18 protein-coding genes are annotated in these 19,116 nt (G+C 43.5%); 8 read left to right on the top strand and 10 right to left on the bottom strand.

The annotated features are described in order from the left end of the window. Positions 1-25 precede the first annotated feature (25 nt). On the bottom strand, positions 26-1,231 hold the full coding sequence (locus ACSLUR_RS00840; RefSeq protein ID WP_448550937.1) for a helix-turn-helix domain-containing protein: 1,206 nt from the start codon (positions 1,229-1,231) through the stop codon (positions 26-28). A 265-nt stretch (positions 1,232-1,496) separates the two neighbouring features. Between ACSLUR_RS00840 and ACSLUR_RS00835 the strand changes: the two genes are divergently transcribed. After that, positions 1,497-2,246 carry a DUF2306 domain-containing protein gene (locus tag ACSLUR_RS00835; protein ID WP_448550935.1) on the top strand — a complete coding sequence of 250 codons (750 nt, stop codon included), beginning with the start codon at positions 1,497-1,499 and terminating at the stop codon, positions 2,244-2,246. Positions 2,247-2,255: 9 nt separating this feature from the next. Here the strand turns inward: ACSLUR_RS00835 and ACSLUR_RS00830 are convergent, their stop codons facing one another. After that, complete coding sequence (locus tag ACSLUR_RS00830; RefSeq protein WP_448550932.1) at positions 2,256-3,146, bottom strand: SDR family NAD(P)-dependent oxidoreductase; 891 nt, start codon at positions 3,144-3,146, stop codon at positions 2,256-2,258. A gap of 315 nt (positions 3,147-3,461) precedes the next feature. On the opposite strand from ACSLUR_RS00830, the gene ACSLUR_RS00825 reads away from it, so the two are divergent. Further along, positions 3,462-5,246 carry an RluA family pseudouridine synthase gene (locus ACSLUR_RS00825; protein WP_448550930.1) on the top strand — a complete coding sequence of 595 codons (1,785 nt, stop codon included), beginning with the start codon at positions 3,462-3,464 and terminating at the stop codon, positions 5,244-5,246. Positions 5,247-5,346: 100 nt separating this feature from the next. Continuing rightward, positions 5,347-5,889, top strand: coding sequence for a hypothetical protein (locus ACSLUR_RS00820; protein WP_448550928.1), 543 nt, complete (start codon positions 5,347-5,349; stop codon positions 5,887-5,889). A 17-nt stretch (positions 5,890-5,906) separates the two neighbouring features. Here the strand turns inward: ACSLUR_RS00820 and ACSLUR_RS00815 are convergent, their stop codons facing one another. Next, complete coding sequence (locus ACSLUR_RS00815; RefSeq protein ID WP_448550926.1) at positions 5,907-7,205, bottom strand: acyltransferase family protein; 1,299 nt, start codon at positions 7,203-7,205, stop codon at positions 5,907-5,909. A gap of 168 nt (positions 7,206-7,373) precedes the next feature. On the opposite strand from ACSLUR_RS00815, the gene ACSLUR_RS00810 reads away from it, so the two are divergent. Continuing rightward, positions 7,374-8,240 carry a LytR/AlgR family response regulator transcription factor gene (locus ACSLUR_RS00810; protein WP_448550924.1) on the top strand — a complete coding sequence of 289 codons (867 nt, stop codon included), beginning with the start codon at positions 7,374-7,376 and terminating at the stop codon, positions 8,238-8,240. A 91-nt stretch (positions 8,241-8,331) separates the two neighbouring features. Here the strand turns inward: ACSLUR_RS00810 and ACSLUR_RS00805 are convergent, their stop codons facing one another. Both ACSLUR_RS00805 and ftrA read right to left on the bottom strand, forming a co-directional pair. Then, on the bottom strand, positions 8,332-9,342 hold the full coding sequence (locus ACSLUR_RS00805) for a S41 family peptidase (RefSeq protein WP_448550922.1): 1,011 nt from the start codon (positions 9,340-9,342) through the stop codon (positions 8,332-8,334). 81 nt (positions 9,343-9,423) lie between these two features. Beyond that, positions 9,424-10,476, bottom strand: coding sequence for a transcriptional regulator FtrA (gene ftrA, locus ACSLUR_RS00800; RefSeq protein WP_448550920.1), 1,053 nt, complete (start codon positions 10,474-10,476; stop codon positions 9,424-9,426). A gap of 165 nt (positions 10,477-10,641) precedes the next feature. Between ftrA and ACSLUR_RS00795 the strand changes: the two genes are divergently transcribed. After that, the gene (locus tag ACSLUR_RS00795) at positions 10,642-11,037 is read left to right on the top strand and encodes a rhodanese-like domain-containing protein (protein WP_448550918.1); all 396 of its coding nucleotides are present in this window, start codon (positions 10,642-10,644) and stop codon (positions 11,035-11,037) included. Positions 11,038-11,136: 99 nt separating this feature from the next. Here ACSLUR_RS00795 and ACSLUR_RS00790 read toward each other — a convergent pair whose 3' ends face one another. Beyond that, positions 11,137-11,637, bottom strand: coding sequence for a lactoylglutathione lyase family protein (locus ACSLUR_RS00790; protein WP_448550917.1), 501 nt, complete (start codon positions 11,635-11,637; stop codon positions 11,137-11,139). A 159-nt stretch (positions 11,638-11,796) separates the two neighbouring features. Between ACSLUR_RS00790 and ACSLUR_RS00785 the strand changes: the two genes are divergently transcribed. Continuing rightward, positions 11,797-12,678, top strand: a complete 882-nt coding sequence (locus ACSLUR_RS00785; protein ID WP_448550916.1) for a LysR family transcriptional regulator — start codon at positions 11,797-11,799, stop codon at positions 12,676-12,678. A 30-nt stretch (positions 12,679-12,708) separates the two neighbouring features. Here the strand turns inward: ACSLUR_RS00785 and ACSLUR_RS00780 are convergent, their stop codons facing one another. Then, positions 12,709-13,524, bottom strand: coding sequence for a metalloregulator ArsR/SmtB family transcription factor (locus tag ACSLUR_RS00780; protein WP_448550914.1), 816 nt, complete (start codon positions 13,522-13,524; stop codon positions 12,709-12,711). A gap of 380 nt (positions 13,525-13,904) precedes the next feature. Here ACSLUR_RS00780 and ACSLUR_RS00775 point away from each other — a divergent pair, with 380 nt between their 5' ends. Next, positions 13,905-15,710 (top strand): bifunctional lysophospholipid acyltransferase family protein/GNAT family N-acetyltransferase, encoded by a 1,806-nt coding sequence (locus tag ACSLUR_RS00775; RefSeq protein WP_448550912.1) that lies wholly within the window; start codon positions 13,905-13,907, stop codon positions 15,708-15,710. 92 nt (positions 15,711-15,802) lie between these two features. Here ACSLUR_RS00775 and ACSLUR_RS00770 read toward each other — a convergent pair whose 3' ends face one another. Both ACSLUR_RS00770 and ACSLUR_RS00765 read right to left on the bottom strand, forming a co-directional pair. Then, positions 15,803-16,573: an NRDE family protein gene (locus tag ACSLUR_RS00770; RefSeq protein WP_448550910.1), complete on the bottom strand. Its 771-nt coding sequence runs from the start codon at positions 16,571-16,573 to the stop codon at positions 15,803-15,805. Positions 16,574-16,585: 12 nt separating this feature from the next. After that, positions 16,586-17,098 (bottom strand): DinB family protein, encoded by a 513-nt coding sequence (locus tag ACSLUR_RS00765; RefSeq protein ID WP_181901524.1) that lies wholly within the window; start codon positions 17,096-17,098, stop codon positions 16,586-16,588. A gap of 327 nt (positions 17,099-17,425) precedes the next feature. On the opposite strand from ACSLUR_RS00765, the gene ACSLUR_RS00760 reads away from it, so the two are divergent. After that, positions 17,426-18,292 carry an alpha/beta hydrolase family protein gene (locus tag ACSLUR_RS00760; RefSeq protein ID WP_448550908.1) on the top strand — a complete coding sequence of 289 codons (867 nt, stop codon included), beginning with the start codon at positions 17,426-17,428 and terminating at the stop codon, positions 18,290-18,292. A 70-nt stretch (positions 18,293-18,362) separates the two neighbouring features. Here ACSLUR_RS00760 and ACSLUR_RS00755 read toward each other — a convergent pair whose 3' ends face one another. Further along, complete coding sequence (locus ACSLUR_RS00755) at positions 18,363-18,668, bottom strand: hypothetical protein (protein ID WP_448550906.1); 306 nt, start codon at positions 18,666-18,668, stop codon at positions 18,363-18,365. Between the last annotated feature and the right edge of the window lie 448 nt (positions 18,669-19,116).

Genomic DNA, 19,116 nt, shown 5'->3' with positions numbered 1-19,116 from the left:
AAGAAAGTTAAAAGTTAAAACTTAACTAATTAGCGGCTTCCACATGCACTGATTTTCGATATTGACTTGGAGTTTGCTGAGTCTCTTTTTTAAAGGCAGTATAGAAGGAAGATTTGGCATTAAAACCAACCGCCATGGCAATATCGACCACAGTATCATTGGATTGTTGTAAAGCCTGCTTGGCTGCATCTATGCGATACCGATTTACGTAATCGAAAAAGTTCGCACCCAGCGCTTCATTAAGGGTTTGGGAAATATAATTTGGCGAAGTATGAATATGACTGGCCAGCTTTTGCAGGGATAAGGAAGAATCTAAATATAGCTGGTCTTGCTGCATCGCCTGTTCAATTTTAGTAGCAATTGTATTTGCCTGTTCGTTACTTAGCGCCGAACGTTGGTACTTGTTTTGTTGCTGCGCATCCCTTGTCAATACTTGTTCAACGGCTATTTGGCTCGTGTAAAGCTCTTCAAAACCCGGCTTTTGGCGCAATCCCCACAGGGCAACACTCCACACCATCACTAAGGTGATCGCGCCGCTTATCAAGCCATCAAAGCGAAAAGAGAACAGCAGATTATCAATCAACAAGCTAATTGCTGTTAAACCCCAAACAACGCCAATCGCCAACAATAACCAAGTTAACCAGCGTGCTTCCTTTTCTTCGGTGCTGGCAAATAAATCCTTTAGATGGCGGCGATACTGATGTAACCGACCAACAACTTGATAAACGTAGTAGCCTGATTGAATCACCCAAGCAATGACCAGCAAAAAGGTCACAATTAAGGTGCCACCAACTAGCCATTGCATGGGTGTGGATAAGCTAGTAAGCAGGCTATCATCCCCCAAAACCAAGAGTTGATATTGGATTTCACTGGGCATTAACAGCGCAATCAATGCAACGCCGCCGCCAATGGCAAAAGGCAGAAAATGTACCTTAGAGACTTGCTTAAACTGCCATGGTGACTGCGCGGTAATGCCACATACATAGCACCAAAAACTCGGGGCAATGAGCATCAGCGCTGGTAGTGATAAGATTAAAAAACTGACTCGCCAAGGCATTGTTAAACTGGCGAGCACAGGCTGACTTAATACCACACCAACAGAGGTTAAACAGACGGCTAATGGCAAATAGGCTTGCAACTTTGTTGCCCGCAACAATAATAAATGAGCGCTAAAAACAATCACCGTAAGCGTGATAAGGTTTAGGGCGAACACTCCGGATTCTGCAACCATAAAACTCTACTTATTCCTTCAAACTATTCCTTTAAAATCAGTCACTCTGATAGTGTATTCTGTTAGTGAATTGTGAGCGTCCAATCCTACAGGCTAGTACGTTTTCTCTGTCACAAGCGCAAAAAATAAGTATTTAGCCGTTCGCGCCAACCCAGTCGGACGCCTAAACACATCGCTTTCTCGATAATCAAATTCACCCTAGCGAAATATGTCTGTTAGGTAAATAGACAGCCTAGCCGATTCACTGATAGAAAGCGGGAAAATAATGAGACAAGCATTAACAGCAAATAGGCAAGCGAGCTGCCAGAAACCAAATAGCCGTAAATCAATCAACCAAAACCCAATCGCCCAAAAAAACAAAGCGACTATTCCATTTAATTGGCCAGTCGTAAGTACGTTAGCATTAATCACAGCCATTCCCGCGATTCCGGCGATATTTATTTTGCTCATTGTTGCCATCGGAGCAGGCAACAATCAGGAGCTTGCCGCCATGATCAACAGCGCCTATTTTGATGCACCCGCAGCAGTTTATGTTCACGGTAGCTCAGGTATTTTATTTTTCTTAACCATGCCTTGGCAATTTTCACCAAGGTTACGCCAGCAATATGTTAGTTGGCATAAAGTCGCGGGGCGCATTGCCGTTATTGCGGGCTGTGTGATGGCGCTTTCGGGTATTTGGATGCACAAACAATTAACACCTACCGAGCAAGGGGCACGATACCTGATATTAATAGTTATGAGCGCTGCTATCTGTTTATGCTTTTTGATAGCGGTTTGGCATATTGTTAATCGCAATATCGCGCGGCATCAACATTGGATGGCGCGCGCTGTGGCGATTATTTTAGCAGCTGTCACACCACTATTTACTGGGCTATTAGTGATGCTAATGTTTAGTTCGTTTGACCAGCTCTACCCAACAGCCGCAGCGCTTCATCATCAATATGATCGTCTGTTGGGAATGGCGATTAACCTCGCTATTGTCGAACTTGTGTTTAGTAAAAAAACCGGCAGCTAGCTGATCTGATTAAGCCTGCTTATTGGCTTGCTTAAGTGCTTGTTTAATAGCTAAATTGCGAGCTTTATATTTTGCTTTGAGTTTAGCGCCTTTGCGATACATAGCAGGTCGTAACTTAGTACGCAGCCATGGGAATAAGTACGAGATGGTCGTCAGTAAACCGCCGCTTGCTGGTAAACAGACTTCGCGCTCTTTACCTTGTGCCACGGTCAGTGCAGCGTCAGCCACTTGTCGAGCGCTGCTCATTTCCTGTGAAAAAACAATGTCTTCTACTTGGTCGATATTCGACATAATAAAACCGGTATCAATTGGACCTGGCGACACCACGCCCACATGAATATTGAACGGCTTTAACTCGTCACCCAGTGCATAGGTAAATGAGCGTAACCCCGCTTTAGTTGCACCATAAGCCGCACCGCCTTGCAGAGGCATACGACCAGCGAGCGAGCCGATATTGACAATCGCGCCACCACCATTGGCTTTCATATGAGGGATCACTTGCCGCGAAAACACTAGCGGCGCACGTAAATTCACATCAACCATTTGCGCAATATCTTCCGGCGCAATACCAATGGCGTCGCCACGTTGGTGATAGCCTGCGTTGTTGACCAGTACATCGATACAACCAAATTCTTGCATCACACTTTCTAACAAGGGTTCAAATTGGCTCAAATCGTTAACGTCCAATGTTTGGCTCATCACCTTCACTTGAGCACTTAACTCTTGTGTGATCTCATCTAAGGCCTGCTGACCACGAGCAATTAACACCAAATTCGCGCCTTGCGTAGCGAACACGCGCGCGGCTTCAGCACCTACGCCCGCTGAGGCACCGGTGATCACCACTGTTTTACCTTTCATTGAATTGCTTGCTGCTGTTTCTTGTGCCTGTTGCATATCCATTCCCCTATCACTTTTTGTTCTTTTGCCGCAGACTATCGGCGTTATTATTCTTGTTATCGCTAGTAAGCTTATCGCTGCTTGGCTTATCGCCATTTAATATCGCAAATTGTTATCGCGAGTAGCATCATCAAATTCACATAAACTTTTTCAATAACGAGTCTAGCTGCCAGAAATTTCAATTACTTTAACAAGATAGCGAATTACTGACCACTATTTCACCAGCGTTAAGCCTGCATTAAATTAAGCTGGCTGATCTCTGCGGTAGATGCAGGTAAAATGGTGCTTTGCAGTGTTATCAATGAGCGAGCATTTCCTTTGTCTGTTAAGCCTAGCTACTTTATTCCCTTTCAATCTTCGCTCGGTACGATATCGCCGCCGAAAAAGTTCACTTATCCATTTTGCTATCAACCACATGAATTAGCGATAATAGCGGCGCAGCAACTGCAAAGCGCCCTAAGCGATATTCATCCGCTTGCCAGTGACCAAACAGGTAAAATGTACGGAGTATTGGTGGTCAGAAATCACCAAGATCAGTTAGGTTTTCTGGCTGCCTTCTCGGGTAAAGAGCTAGGTAAGGAGTCAGACAAGGAATCGGATAAAGAATCAGCTACTGAAAACTCACAATCATTCAACTTTGTGCCACCGGTTTTTGATGCCGAACGCCAAGATGAATTCTTTGTGGATAAGCAGCGAGAAGTAAACGAAATAAACGCTGAAATCGCGGCGCTTTGTAACACCAAAGTCGTCAAGATGTTGCAGCTAACCGCAGATTCCGAACAAGCCGCCGCTGATTGGCAAATTAGTCAATTACAGCAGCAACACAGAGATAATCGTCAGCAACGTAAACAACAGCGCCAGCGTATGGAAGCGCAATTAACGCAAGGCACATTATCGCCTGCGCAGGGTAAACAAGAGAGTATTGAGCTTTCACGCCAAAGTGTTAGCGATAAAAAAGCGTTGGCTGCGCTAAAAGCTTATTGGCAGCAACGCATTGAACTCGCCAATTCCACCTTACAGCTGAAGCTAGACAAAATCACCGCGTTAAAGAAAGCGCGTCGCAAGCTGTCAAACATGCTGCAAAAGCGATTATTTAAGCAATACAAGATGCTCAACAGCAAAGGCGAGTATGCGGATCTCATCAGCTTGTTTGCCGAAACTAAATCGCCAACACCACCGGCGGGCAGCGGGGATTGCGCCGCGCCAAAATTGCTGCAATACGCCTTTGAACATCAGCTAACGCCTGTGTGTATGGCAGAATTTTGGTGGGGTCAACAACCTAGCTCAGAAATTCGCAAGCACGGCCACTACTACCCCGCTTGCCAAGGTAAATGCCTGCCTATTTTAACCTTTATGCTGCAAGGGCTAGTGCTAGATGATAACCCTTTACTGGTCAACCCTGGTGCAGAAAAGCCGCTGCCTATTGTCTATCAAGACGAACATTTGGTGGTGGTCAACAAACCTGCGGGCTTGCTATCGGTGCCCGGTGTTACTATTGCCGATTCAGTGGCAACACGTATTCAAGCACAATTTCCCGATGCTACTGGTGGTTTAGTCTTACATCGCTTGGATATGGCTACTTCTGGCTTACTCGTACTCGCGTTAAACGAGCGAGCCCACAAGCATCTGCAAAAACAGTTTATTAATAAAGTGGTGCAAAAGCAGTACGTCGCATTGCTTGAAGGGAAATTAACAAACAAAGAAGTAGTTAATGGCAATTCAGTTAACAGTAAGCTAAGCAAGCAGCGAAGCAAGCAACCAAGCGGTCAAATTCACTTGCCACTGATTTTGGATATTGATGACAGACCGCGCCAGAAAGTCTGCTTTACTGATGGCAAACGAGCTGAAACGCTTTGGCAAGTGCTAGGTTATGAAGAAGATGACACTAATACCCGCACCAGAGTAAAACTGACCCCTGTCACTGGTCGAACGCACCAACTGCGGGTGCACTGCGCACACCCAGACGGATTAAATACTCCCATTGTTGGTGATAAGCTTTACGGCACAGTCGACAAGCGTTTGCACCTGCACGCCCAACACCTGAGCTTTTTGCACCCGATCTCGCAGCAGCGACTACACTTTGAGGTGGCGCCTGAGTTCTAATATCAAATTGAATGATTGGTATAAGTTACGCTGATCTTTTAGTGAGGCAAATTGGTATAAACAACTAACATGTCAGTTATACCGCATTAAACTTATTAGCATGAGCACCGTCGATATCACCGAGACCTACCCGATTTTGCAAGACAAACATATGTACGCACAATCGGGTTTATCGCTAGTGACCATTTATGATGACAACTGGTTTGTCCGTAATGACTACGATATTTTATCGCGCGGCCAACGGGACTACCTGCAAACCTTTTTCCATCAACAAGGCTTTAGGCAAAAAACGGGAAAGATAATGGTAAACGGTGAAATTGAAGTTCACTTCCCCGATCCCAAGCGAATATTAGCACTGTCTAGCTACTTTCCTGAGATGCTAACACCTGATGCTAATTACTTAATTGCTGTAACCCCAACCACCTTTGCCGAAGCCCTATTTCATCAGCAAATCGCCAATAAAACTGACTCGCTCGACAGCATCAAATCACTGATTGATAAATGCCCCTATAACATCGAGCTACTGCGTGATATTAGCTACCGCACCGCCATTGAGGACATTACCAAAGCCTCATTTGACGAACTTAAACGCTATCAGCAACAAGTGATTATTAAAAAATTTAAGCGAAAAAAGGCGCTTTAGGCTGTTTCATCACTAAGCTAAATAAGTCGCCAAATCAAAGGCAAGAGCAAACATGCAGAACAGGCGTAACCAGCCTTTTGCCATACCATTGAATACTGGCCTTGCATCTTGAGCCCAAAACACGGCCTCAGGATATCGACGCGCTTAACCAACTCAAAGCCAACAAAACAGCCTGCAATCGTAACTAAGACTAATAACGAAGATTCGACGGCAGCGCCCAAATTCAATTGAGTAAGATAAAACCCCGCCACTAAAATAATGGTTTGATGCAATATGTAAAATGGATAAACAGCATCAACACCATAGGTCAGCCAACGGCTGTTTTGACAGCGTTTTGAGATGAATACAGTTTGTGCAAAACCCAACATCATCAAAACGCCCAGTAATCGACAGCTTCCATAAAGTAGATTTCCCACCAACTGAACCCAAGTAGGAACGATGGATTCAGCTCTGGCATATAGCCAAACGTATTGATAGAAAAAAATTAATACCAAACAACATAGTCCGTATGCGAGGTAAAAGTGTTTAACGTGATCAGTAATTTTCTGCCATGCTTGTGGCTGCCAACCGAGCATATAGCCATAGAATAAAAACAATAGCCCTATCGGATACCGGCTTGGAGCCTCTGCCCACAAGTATTCAATCGCAATAACAGGTATTGCTAATATGCCAACAACAATAGCGCCATTGCCTAAAACGAATCGCCGACGCATTGATTCAAGCCAATTGCTATTAAGTAAGGGGAGCAAGCAAACCAATGCTAACGAGTAATACCAAAGAGAGCGTAAATACCACAAGTGATTCACATCAATATGAGGCCAAATACCGTGTGGATAATTGCTAAAAATTCCCTCTTTACCCGTAACAGCATCGCTAAAGAATGCCAGTAAAAACTGCCAATAGCTGAGTGCAATCTCACCTTTTGCGGTCATTTCAATATAAAGTTGCGGCGGAACAATGACCAATACACCAAATAAAAGTGGCAGGAGTAAACGATAAGTGCGCAGCATAACAAATCGCATAGGCGAGACCTTAGCAAGCACAAAGCGGATAGCAACGCCCGAGATAAGCCAAATAGCCGGCATTCGCCAAGGTTCAACCACAAGTAACAGCTTATCTAACCATACAACCGAGTACTGGCTTTTGGCATGCCAGCTCCATGCGTCAACATAGAACATGCCGATATGATGACTAATCAATAGGGCAAACAACATGATGCGTAGCCAATCAAGATCTGCTCTGCGTGGTGGACAAGTTCCGCTATCAGGAGGCGTAAAAATCAAGTGTTGTGAAATTCGATAAATCAAGCTTTGCACCTAGTCACTTACATAACAATTATTTATTGATATGATGGGCCATGGCGTATCAAAATAAATTTAAAAAGTGCTTAATAAACAATGGATAGGGCTAAGCGGTGGCTGACAGGGATAAAATTATAATAGTAATTGGCTTACTAGAAATGGCTCAAACCAAGAGTAATTATTGTGAATAAACTGGCACATTTTCAACGTTATCAATTGCGCTATGAAGTTGTCGCACTTGTTAGTTATTTTCTAATTAATGCGACCTTACTCGCCAGCAGTGTGATCATGGAAGCGAGCCGCAATAACCAGGCGTTACCCTTTGATTGGTGGGAACCATTTTCGTGGGAGTACACCAGTGCAATATCCACGCTTCTATTGTTCCCACTGATCGCCAAATTTATTGATAGGTTCCCTATCCAATGGCATAAATTTCACCTGACCGTCGCCATTTACTGGCTTGGTTCGATACTATTTTCGCTCGCTCATGTCGGCCTAATGGTTGGCTTTCGCAAGTTGATTTACCTTAGCCAAGAGCGCTACTACGATTTTGGCAATGTTTGGTATGAATTATTGTACGAATACCGAAAGGACTTATGGGCATTCTTGTTTTTCGTGGTCGGTATTCATGTCTATCGTTTTGTGCTCGCACGTTTACAAGGTGAGGCGAACCCAATTCATGAAGGCGAAGATCACCAAGAAGATAATGAGCAACAAAGAAAGAGCATTGATAGGCTGCTCGTTAAAAAGCTCGGCAAAGAATTTATTATCAAAGTGAGCGATGTTGAATGGTTAGAGTCTTCTGGAAATTATGTCAACCTGCATATTGGCGAGCGAATTTATCCATTGCGCATAACGCTCACCAAGTTAATAGAACAGCTGGCAGATAAGGGCTTTAGTCGTATCCACCGCTCTTACGCAGTAAGGCTTGATGCTATTGAATCCATCACCCCTATCAGTAGTGGTGATAGTGAAATTCGACTAAAAACAGGTAAACAACTGACTCTTTCTAGGCGCTACAAAGAAGCGTTTAAGGTAAGTTTACAATAATCAATATTGCTTATGACGGTGTTGAATTTCATTGCATACGTATAGCCAAAAGCACTCAAGCAGAGTAATAAATATAAGCCCTTACGCTAAATTAATGCGATTTACACCACTGCGCTGTTAAGCGCTGTGCCTCAACCAAGCTATCTTCAATCGCGATATCAATATCCGGCGTTACGCCAATCTGCTGCCAATTCTCGCCATTGCCATCTTGGTAGTAGGCAACTGGCAGTTCTATTTGCAGGCCAAGCGGTAAGTTGAAAGTTTTTAACCATGTGGCGACGCCCATGGTTGAGCGACCAATCAATGCGGTTTGCGGTCGTTGCTTTAATTGATAGGCAAAAAACTCACCGCTAGCTTGCATAAAAGGCGATGTCATTAAAACCACTGGGACTTGCTCGCTAAATCGCTGACCACCGATTGTTGTATTGCTTGCCAAGGCTAGCTGCTCGTTACGATTGTTATTCACTAAGCTGCCAAAGCTGTGCTCAGGTGCGAAAAAGTAACTCAGCAGATATTCAGCCGTTTTAATATCGCCATCATCTAACGCACTAAAATCGAGTATCAATGCACAGCTCTCTTGCAGGGTTTGCATTGCTTTATCAATGGCTAAAGTTGCTTGAGCACCAGAATGAAAGTTATTGAGTTTGAAATAACCAATACCATCTTGGTTTATGTTTGCCTGTTCAGCATTAATTGTTGAATTGTCTGAAACGAGCATTGAATGATTGGAAAGTATGCTTAAACCCTTTTGCTCCTGAACACTTAATGCCACATAACTATCATGGTTTGCAGAGGCTATTGTTTGACGCAGTAATTCAAGCAGCTCCTCTCGGTTTGTCGGCGCTTGATAAGACGCTTGCCAAGTTATCCCTTTAAGCGCTAAAGCCATTTTGTCCGCAGCCTCTTTATCTGGGTAGTTTTGGCTAATTACTTGGCTTAACGCTTCAACAACTGCCTGTTGTTGATACGGGGTTATTTCATGCTCAATAGCTAGTACAAAGGTCTGCCAGAACACAGCAAGCACTAACAGTAGCTTCCCTACTAAGTTAATCATTCGCTGAAACATTGGCCGACACATTGAGCGAGTCATTAGGCACTTCATTAGGTATGTCCTTGACAGTTTAACGTTAGAGGTTGGTATGGGCCGTGTAAAATTCAAGTAAGAACTCGCCGAAGACTTCTATTAACTTATTGTTTTATTTGGCTGAATACTAAAGCGTTTTCGATAGGCACTAGGTGAAATATTGAGTCGATGGCGAAAATGATGACGCAAGGTCATGGCTGTGCCTAAGCCGCTTTGCTCTGCAACAGCGTCAAGCGACAAACAGCTTTCTTCCAATAAGGTTTTTGCTAATTGAAGCCGTTGCTCAATAAGCCATTCTGCAGGTGTCGTGCCCGTTGCCGCTTTAAAGTGACGTAGTAAGCTTCGCTCGCTCATATGCATAAACGCTGCAAGTTCGGCATTGGTATGCCCCTTGATTAAGTTTGCCTGTAAATGGGTCAGTAAAGGCGTGATCGCTTGGCGCTCACTGCGCGCTAGCGGTTGTTCAATAAACTGCGCTTGGCTGCCTTCACGAACAGGTGGGATCACTAAACGTCTAGCAATAGTATTGGCGATCTGCTGACCATAATCTTGCCTAACCAAGTGTAAACATAAATCTAAACCCGCCGCACTGCCCGCCGAAGTTAGCACTGAGCCGTTATCCACATAAAGTACGTCGGTATTTACGGTAATCTTGGGGTATTGTGCTTGCAAAGTTTTGGCATACCGCCAGTGGGTCGTTGCCGTTTTGCCATCAAGCACACCTGCTGCCGCTAATACAAATACGCCTGAGCATATCGAAACCAAGCGAATACCAGCATTGTGGGCCTGTTGAATAGTGGCAATAAGCGCTTGTGGCACAGGCTGCTCTGCGCCGCACCAGCTGGGAATAATCAGCGTATCCAACTCGTGCCACTCATCGGCTTGCAAGCTAGGCTGAATTTGCGCGTGATATTGAGTATTAACGCTTTTGCCATCAAACGAAAAAGTATCAAAACGATAACCATGGTGTAACCAGTCCTCTCCCAACTCAGGGCGCGCTAAGCCAAAAACTTCTGTGACACAGCCAAACTCAAACAGACATAAGCCATCGTAAACTAAAGCGGCGATACGTTTTTGTTGGCGCTTAGTTTTAGAGCTCGCTTTGAGCATTTCGCCAGTATTGTGCAAATTAGTGATTTCGCAATCTTCCATTACTTTCAGCGCTCCAGATTTGACCCACTGTTAATCGTTTCAACACTTATTAACTTTGGCGGTATTTAATCGATTATTGGCAATTACGCCAATTTTGTCGAATAAAATTTCACCATAGAATCGTCATAACAGCGCTGAAAAAATTAAAAACAAAAGGAGATAGCAATGACCAACCCAGTTACCCAAATACCAGCGGCAAACAGCGAACAAGCCTTAGCACATTTTCAAACAATGTTTAGTTTTGAAACCGATTGTTGGGATACGCATTTTGCCCTGCAACAAGCAGAGCCAGGCTTTGTGCTATTAGACGTGCGCAATGAGGCACTGTTTCGACAAGGTCATATTAAAGGCGCAGTGCATTTGCCCTATGGCAAAATTGTCGAAGGTAAAATGCAACAATGGCCGCAAGAAACCTTGTTTGTTGTCTACTGTGCCGGCCCACATTGTAATGGCGCCGCAAAAGCAGCAGTTAGGCTCGCGCAGATAGGCAGATCCGTAAAACTTATGGCAGGCGGTATTACCGGCTGGCTTGATGAAGGGTTTGAATTGGAAGCGGGTTAATCAAAGTACAGCATTTTGTGCTTAAAAAACCAGAAAAGGCCGCGTATCAGTAACGTGGCCTTTAACTAACTTTCGATATCGTCTTAGTTAGCGATAAATTTAGTAAGCTCCTGCCGAGTAAGTTAGCTCATAGCTATGACTGTATATTTCTAAGATATTGCCGAATGGATCTTCCATATAGATCATGCGGTAAGGCTTTTCACCTGGATAGTAGTAACGTGGCTCAGTCATACGTTTTTTACCACCGGCAGCAACAATTCTTTCGACCAATTCTTCTAAATTAGGATCTTGAACACAGAAGTGGAAAACACCAGTTTTCCAGTACTCAAAGTTATTGTCAGGCGTTTCATGATTAACGAACTCGAATAACTCAACACCAATACGATCGCCAGTTGCCATATGAGCAATGCGGAACTTTTTCCAGTTGGCACCGAACACATCAGTACACATTTCACCTATTGGGCTGTCGTCTTCAACTATTTCGGTTGGTTCCATAATTAAGTACCAACCGAGTACTTCAGTGTAAAACTTAACAGCAGCTTCGACATCTGGCACTGAAATACCAATATGTGAAAACGTTCTTGGGTAAGCATTTGCCATGATCTTGTCCTCTATTAAAGTGATTCGTTGCTAGCAATTAGCTGATAGAGGCTAACTGGAAGAATCTAGCTGATAGCAATTAACTGGTAGGAAAAAGTATAGAGGCTATAATCACAGACAAAAAATTATCATTTTTGATGATATTGAGTACATTTTGTAATGATTAATCTGAACTTGCTAAGAACGTTTTGCACGCTTGTTGAGGTTGGGCATTTTACCCAGACCGCAGAGCGTTTGTTTATGACCCAATCTGGGGTTAGCCAACAGGTCAAAAAGCTGGAGCAGTCGTTAAAAACTCAGCTGATTATTCGCGAAGGAAAAAGCTTTTACCTAACCCAAAATGGCGAGCAGCTTTACCAACAAGGTCAGCAACTGTTAGCCGATGCCAATGCGCTATCAACGAGCTTTACTGAGGATAATCTTTACCAAGGTAAGGTCTCGATAATGTCGCCTGGTAGCTTGGGGCTAAAACTGTATCCTTACCTCTTGTCGATTCAACAAACACACAAAGAACTATGTGTTGATTATCAATTTTCATCAAATCGTGGCATTGAACAGACATTGAATGAGCATCAGTTAGATATTGGTTTAATGACCGCCCTGCCCGTTGGCAGTGACATTATCGCGCAACCATTAACTCAAGAGCCGATTGTGTTGGTGACGCCTAGCCAGTTTGAAGCTCCCGATTGGCAAGTCTTACAAACATTGGGCTTTATTGACCACCCAGACGCCCAACATCATGCCCAGCTATTACTGCCAGCTAACTTTAGCGAGTTTGAGCATATCAGTCAGTTTTCGATACGAGGTAAGTCCAACCAAATTAGCCTAATTTTAACGCCCGTTGCGCAGGGCTTAGGCTTTACTGTATTGCCGCTACACGCAGCATCCGCATTTAGTGAGCAGAGCGCGATTCGTATTCATCACCTTGAAAACTCTGTCTCAGAGCAGGTTTATATTTGCCACCATAGACGAGCGCAAGCGGCGAATCGCGTCGCTTTTATTAAGCGAGAGATAGACGCTTATTTAAATGCAGATAGCTAAGCAATTGAGCTGCTAAGCAGTCTGGCTGGCTTAACAGCAGAAGCTCGCTTTATCTGGTCGGTTATCCATGGTGACTAAACGGGTGAGATCAGGCTTAATCAGCTCAACATTGTTTTCCAAGGTTTGGCTAACCACCTGCTTCGCCCAGAGCGGCAATTCAGGGTTGATACGATAAAACACCCATTGACCATTTTTGCGCGTCGTCAACACACCTGCTTTTTTAAGCACAGCCAAGTTACGTGAGACTTTCGGCTGGCTTTCTTCGTCTAAAGCTTCCATTAACTCGCACACGCAAATTTCACCAAAATAGTTAGTGAGTAATAGGGTTTTTAAGCGAATATCGTCAGTTAGGCATTTGTAAAAAACGATGGGATCAAGCGCTATTTGCTGCGCTTTATCAACTTCCGGTTCTTTGTCCTGCTCGCCGTTAAGCTGCAGAAACATCTCAATACGATTAGTTAATTCGGTATAGGTTGTAGTAAACGGCTCAACGCCTTGGCGTGACTTAGGATCAGGGAAGTCCCAAGCTATTTGCTCGCCATCGGTATCAAATGAGCGGCACTCCTGCATCGCCTGATCACATAAGGTGATCACATAATCAAACGCTAGCGATTCAATATCCTCGATTGACTTTGACTGCAAATTATCAGTGCTTAAGCCAAATTTAGTTAGTGTCACCAAAGTGCGCTCGTCAACGCCGTCAGGGTGCGTACCAGCGCTAAAGACTTCAAAATAATCACCTGCTTTTGTGCGTAAAATAGCTTCCGCCATTTGCGAGCGCGCTGAATTGCCAGTGCATAAAAACAACACACGCTGCTTGGGGTTAGATGTAGTAGTTTGACTCACTTCAATTTCGCTTAGTTAACTTAACGTCCAATATATTAATTATTTCATATATAACCCCAGCTGGATATTAAAAAGCAATAGCTCAGCTGATTTAAGATCTCGATTTGATACATACCAGTTAATGCCAGAAGTTTAATCAGCTAACACTTAACGACAGCTAAAAATTAAATACCATTTAATATCAATACCTTAATTGATGACTGGCAACCGTAGCGTATTGCTTCAACATCGCTAGGCACAGTGAATAAAGGATTTATATGACTTTCATCAATAATAATTCTGATTAGTTTGAATAGTTTTGCTATAAACAAGGTTCTTCTGCACCATAGCAAGTTTTAATTGAAAGAGCATTGAGGGGCAACCTCACCCAAGCATTACGTATGTCAGCAAAGCACACTCTAGTAAACAACAATCTCAAACAAACCGACAGTCGCTACCATCTATCGATTCGCAATGTTATCGCCAATAAAGGCTGGCTTAAGCCAGTGTATTGGTTCGCCCCTTTGCTTGATCGACTTGTTGGCTTGAAGCAGCTTGATAAAATGTATCAACGCCATGAGTTTCAAGGGCTAGACAAGGCTGAATTTACAGAAAAGTTTATCGACACCTTTGAGCTTGATTTACAAGTGCCAGACGGTTCGCTGGAGCGACTTCCCAAAACAGGCCCAGCCATTGTTGTTGCTAACCATGCGTTTGGCGGAATTGAAGGCGTTGCTTTGGCGCACTTGTTAAATAAAGTAAGACCCGATGTTCAAATACTGGCAAACAGAGGGTTGTCGATATTTCCAGAACTCGCGCCTTATTTCATTTTTACAAATCCGCTAAAATCGAATGCAAAAGGCAATAGCCAATCATTAAAGGCCTGTTTGAAGCATCTTAAAAATGATGGCATGGTAGTGCTGTTCCCAGCTGGACGGGTAAGCTACCCGAAAGATAAGCACAGCCCAGTCAGCGATCACGAGTGGCATCGAATGGTCGCCATGTTGGCGAAAAAATGCCAGTGTCCAGTATTGCCAGTACATATCAGCGGACAAAATAGACCTATTTTTTATCGCCTTGGCTTAGTATATTTTCGTTTCCGTCTGCTCATGTTGATCAGAGAAATGATCCACAGCCAAGGTAAGAAAATTCCCATTACTATCGGTAAAGTAATCAACAACATGACACATAAAGCGCTTAACAATAAATCGGATCAACACATTACGGATCTCACTCGCCTGCTAACGTATTTGCAAGACCCTGAGCTTGTTCAGCATTGGCCACAACGTGTTAACCCAGAAATGCAGCCAATTGCGCCAGCAATTTCACCTGATTTACTGAATGAAGAAGTTACTCAGTTGCCACAATCACAGCAATTGGCAAGCTTTAAAACCCTAAGTACTTATTATGCTAAGCGCACGCAAGTACCCAATGTTATTGAAGAAATTAGACGTTTAAGAGAAGAAAACTTTCGTTTAGTCGACGAAGGCAGCGGCGCGCCGCAAGATGGTGATGACTTTGACGATAGCTATGTGCACCTGTTTATTTTTGATCACCAAACCAAGCAAGTGGTTGGTGCCTACCGTATGGGACAATCAGACAAGCTGCTAGCTGAGCAAGACGCTGGCGGTATTTATCTTGCCAAAATGTTTAACTTTAATAGCGAGTTTATCAATCAACAGTCACCTTGTTTAGAAATGGGTCGCTCATTTTTGATTGCTGAGCAGCAAAAAAGTTTTCATGGTTTGTTGTTACTATTCAAAGGCATCGGTGCTTTTGCCAAACAATTTCCGCAATACCGTACGCTGTACGGCACAGTATCACTGAGCACACAATATCAACCGCTCAGTGTCATGCTAATTGAACAGTTTTTAGTTAAGCCAGAATATCGCCAAGGAGTTGCTGCGAAAAAGCCGTTTCAGCATCAAGTACCTTATGAACTTAGTGAGTATTTAGCGAAATATGGTAGTGATATTGATGTATTAGATTGGCTGGTTAGCCAAATTGAACCCGATGGTAAAGGCCTTCCTGTACTGGTTAAACAATACCACCAGCTAGGAGCTAAGTTTCATTGTGTTGCCATCGACCCTAACTTTGCCAACACTCCTGGCTTGTTACTTAGTGTGCATTTGCCTGATACGCCAGAAAAGCTACTTAAGCTTTATCTCGGCAAAGACTACAAAGAATATTTAGAATACCGAAAATAGATTGGCGCGAATACTAGTAAAAAAGAAAGGATAATAAAGGCGCGCAAGCCAGTGTTGCGCGCTAGCGACTTAACAAGCTTTCACTTAAGCCGTTAAGCATATTGCAATTGCATCAGCTTCTCTAGCTTAAGCTGCGTTAGCGCATCGCGATTGTTCAGGCTTTGACAAGGGCTACCTTGATAGTAATTGAACACTTGTTCACTCTCACCTATTTGCACATGACTAAAACTCACCGTATGCGCATCTTCTCGGTGCATACAAACAGAAAAAGCGCTGCGCTGAGGCTGGTGACTCGCATGATAGGCCAGAAAATCTTCTGTGTTTTGCGGCATTAGCTCAGCAAAATGCAAATAGCGCGCAGCGCTAACCGCAATGATCTTAAAGCCAGATGAGGTTAACGGCATAGTCACAGGTAAACGGGTTAAGTGCTGACCATCCCATTGTAGTTGCTGTACTTGCCCTTGATGCTGATTTAAATGCGCCGGAAAGAAGCACACAATAAAAGGCGCAAATCGAGTCAAGGGTAAGGTTTTTACCAAGTGAGTAATATCACCGCGCTCTTCACTGGTGCCATCAACATCCTCATTAAGTTTGGCGATCAAACGTAAAATCACTTCGCCACGACTGATTGGGTTAGCAGGCTGATGAATGGCTTGCGCTTGGTAATTATTCAACAAACAAAACGTACTGCCAGCTTGTGTTAGTGCAATCCAAGTGCCACCACCTTGCGGATCGATAGGGTAAGCAGCATCTAGCGACGCATTAAAAGCCACTGGCTTAGCGATAGCGCGACTGCGCTGCTCGTCACGATTAAAGAATACTTGATAACCGCTGGGCTCAAGTTGCCAGGTTAATGTACACAACTGCCTGGCACCTTATGATTGCGCGTTATTTTGCTGACGTAAGAAGGTTGCTGTTGATGGTGCAATACCAAACTGCTCTGAAGTTTCACCACCGAAACACAGGTGAATAGCTTTCATTGTTGCATAGTGGTGAATGGCATGACTACAGGCAAACATAAGCTCGCGACCCAAGGTGCTGGTAACCGACATAACATTGTCACTGCCAATACCGACATCAGCCTGCACTTCCACCGTTTGGGTAAAAACACTATCAGGTAACGCCAACAACCATGTTTTTAGTTGCTCAAGGCGCGCTAGCGCTTCCGCTAAGTCACGTTCAATTGGGCTATTGCGTTGACGTAGCTCATAATTGACCACAGAACTTTCAAGTGCAAATTCCAAAGCAACAAAGTGATCAATGACATGGCGGATGTGACCACCAATAGCACTTAAGAAACCATCAGGAACAGATGTGTACTGTGTTTGAGTTAAACCAGAAAGAAAGTCGATACCTTGTTGTACCGTTGCCACAAAATCGCGCTGCACTACGTCAATAACCCTATTAAATATATGTTTTTTTGTAGACCCTGCTTTACAGGAATCTCTTTCATATTAGCCAAAATATTTTGTTACCAAATGTAGTTCCATAGAGTAACAACTTTAATTTAGTTCAGTATGAAGATTATTGATAGTGTTTTCATCATTCAATGCTCAAGAGCGTATTAGCTTGGGGACCTATTTGGCTGAATCACTCTCAAACTTGACTTTCTGGTACGACCAGTTAAATTCTACATTATCCAGTCAATTTAAAGAATCTAGCGCTAACATATCTATGCGTTAAAAAGCAGCTCGATATAGCTAGCATAAACGAAGATGAATCAAACTCAGATTAACGAGCAAACCATCGTTTGCTCAGACCAAGTAACCTTGGCAGCGACTCTTTTTCGGCCAAGTAACGAGCTTAAAGGGGCGGTATTAATTGGCCCAGCTACAGGTATTAAGCGACAATTCTATGCCAGCTTTGCCAGCTATCTCTGCGACAATGGTTATGGTGTATTAACCTTTGAAAACCGCGGTATAGGCGAGTCAAACCAAGGTTTACTCACCGATAACACAGTCACCTTGCAGTCTTGGGGAGAAAAAGACTTAACCGCAGCTTTCGAACATCTCAAGACACAATTTCCTGATGCTAAATACCATCTCGTTGGCCATAGCGCAGGTGGACAATTAATAGGTTTGATGCCCAACGCACACCAACTAAGTTCAGTTTTTAACTTTGCCTGCTCGTCTGGCTGTTTGGCAAACATGAGCTTGATCAATAAGTTCAAAGCTCACTTTTTTATGAACTTCTTTATTCCTTTGAATAACTTGTTGTTTGGCCACACAAAGTCACAACTTGTCGGCATGGGTGAGCCGTTACCTAAACAGGTAGCTAAACAATGGCGACACTGGTGTAACGGCAGTGGCTACGTCAAAATGGCGTTTGGGCGCACCGTTCATCAGCACTGGTATGATGAACTAGCCATGCCCTCGATGTGGGTTAATGCGGTGGATGATTACATTGCCATTAATGAAAACGTTGCTGACATGATCTCTGTGTTTAGCCAAATGCCTGCGCAAACACTCACGTTAGATCCTAAAGATCACGATCTTTCTGAAATTGGTCATATGAAGTTTTTCAGTCGCCAATCGCAAAAACTTTGGCCACTAGCAACCGATTGGCTTAGTAAACACGAGTAACTTTCGAACTACCAATGAACGTGAGATAGCGGAAACTAAAACCACTATCTCGAATGGTCAGTAGCAAGCACTATCGACCTCTTTTTAACGCCAAAATTTGCTGACCTGACGCATCATAAACAAACACTTGTCGCTGTTCTTTTTTAATACTGATCGCGACGAAGATGCCCCGTGAAGCATCGTATATTTCTCCAAGCCATAAGTTATCTTGCTGGCTCGCTTTTGTGATCTTTCGGATCACCAACTGACCTTCATTTTGAGGATGCGTTTGGTGCGATTTAACCTTACCAATGCCTTTATCGAGATCAAATTCAATGAGTGCCGGTTTATCTGCATGCTGCCAAATGCCAGCGATAGAGGAGCTTGCATGAGACATTCTTGGTAGAACAAAGAAAACTATTAAACAATATAACGTCAGACGTGACATATAAACTTTAAGAAACCTAATAACGCGATAGTGATGCAACATATGTAAGTAATCTGCTATGACATTTCAACGTATTTATTTTGAACCTTACAGTTTCCTTTAGTCATTTTTAAATAGTCGGTGCTTTAGATGCTCGCATTAGCGCTCAATCGCACTATCTGCTAGGCCAAACCAATCTCTCTAATTAGTTCGCCCCTAACCATAGTGAATCATTGACCTAAATTAAACTTCGTGACCTCAGGTGGATAAATACAGAGGGGCAATGCCAATGTCCTTTTCCTAGCTAAAATAAGACGATTACATTTCATTTACACTTTTATTACAAAATAAAAACATAAACTCTTTGATTTGGCTGTTTCTTGTGATAGAAAAACCGACCCAGTGTAAAAAATTACGA

This window comes from Thalassotalea montiporae (genome assembly GCF_053485855.1).
Note: the sequence above shows the minus strand (reverse complement) of the source record. Positions and strands in the feature narration are given on the sequence as shown.